Here is a 1083-nt window from a genome sequence, read left to right as displayed (position 1 = left end):
CCTCCCCTTTCACCCCACCAAGCTGTCACAAAAGGGTGATTGTGACAAAAAATAATCGTTGTATGTCATAGTTAAATGACAGTGCATTTGCAGCCTAACCCGCTGTTTTTCCTCACCTAACCCTTCAAGTATCCTCCGTGATACCGGGTACTCTCACCGAACCAATCAGTTCGATTGTGCGCAAAGGGGTATTGATTTCTCCAGCGCCATACGCCAAATACAGCTCATCGAACCGAGCAGTTCGATAAAGCAAGGTTCTAAAGGCTTACACACTATGAAGACCATCGCAGCAGCACTCCTGACCACCATAGCAGCCGCTTCGGCCGCTTTCGCGATCGAGCCAGTCCCAGGCTCAATCACCTATGGCGGTGCGCAGCCAAGGCTCGAACAGGCACCCGCCGGTTCGAACTTCTTCCACACCTTCCATCTCAACGGCACGGAAGTCCATGAGATCTACAAGGTGAATGCAGACCGGACCGTCTCCATCGTCTCCCGTTCCATGGCGAACGACTGACGGCACGCAAGACGATCCCCATCACGGGTAGATGCTACCCATCAATACAATCTAGAGCTGAAAGCCTGAGGCTGAGCTCAATTCAAGATAAGGAACTATCACCATGAAGACCATCATCTCTGCCGCCCTCATCACCCTCGCAGCCGGCTCGGCCGCTTTCGCTTCCGTCCAGCCGATCCCGGGCTCGATCACCTATGACAACGCCAATGTTCAGCTCGAGAAGGCACCTGTTGGTTCGACCTTCTTCCACACCTTCTCCAACGGTGACGGCCGCGACGTTCGCGAAGTCTACAAGGTCAACGCCGACCAGACGGTAACCCTGGTCGATCGTCAGATCTCCAACGCTTCGTAATCGAAGCGTTCAACCCAACACGCCTCCCAAGATGTGAAGACCTCCAGCGGCAGGCTCGACCCTCTCCACCGCCCCGAGCCGCCGCCCACAAAACGCTACACAAGGAATACGACCATGAAGACCATCATCTCTGCAGCCCTCATCGCCCTCGCTGCCGGCACCTCCGCTTTCGCCTCCGTCCAGCCGATCCCGGGCTCGATCACCTATGACAACGCCA

The 1083-nt window shown here is 55.7% G+C and carries 2 protein-coding genes; both read left to right on the top strand.

Going from position 1 to position 1083, the window contains the following annotated elements; genetic code table 11:
- The first annotated feature begins 274 nt into the window (after positions 1-274).
- Complete coding sequence (locus tag IP85_RS21780; RefSeq protein WP_054151765.1) at positions 275-514, top strand: hypothetical protein; 240 nt, start codon at positions 275-277, stop codon at positions 512-514.
- 103 nt (positions 515-617) lie between these two features.
- On the top strand, positions 618-866 hold the full coding sequence (locus IP85_RS21775) for a hypothetical protein (protein ID WP_054151764.1): 249 nt from the start codon (positions 618-620) through the stop codon (positions 864-866).
- Positions 867-1083: the final 217 nt, after the last annotated feature.

This window comes from Rhizobium sp. AAP116 (assembly GCF_001295785.1).
In the GTDB taxonomy this organism is placed as follows: Bacteria; Pseudomonadota; Alphaproteobacteria; order Rhizobiales; family Rhizobiaceae; genus Allorhizobium.
Note: the sequence above shows the minus strand (reverse complement) of the source record. Positions and strands in the feature narration are given on the sequence as shown.

What these genes read in the sequence shown, in the direction of transcription:
- IP85_RS21780 (WP_054151765.1), top strand. Translation starts at nt 275, where the DNA reads ATGAAGACCATCGCAGCAGCACTCCTGACCACCATAGCAGCCGCTTCG.
- IP85_RS21775 (WP_054151764.1), top strand. Translation starts at nt 618, where the DNA reads ATGAAGACCATCATCTCTGCCGCCCTCATCACCCTCGCAGCCGGCTCG.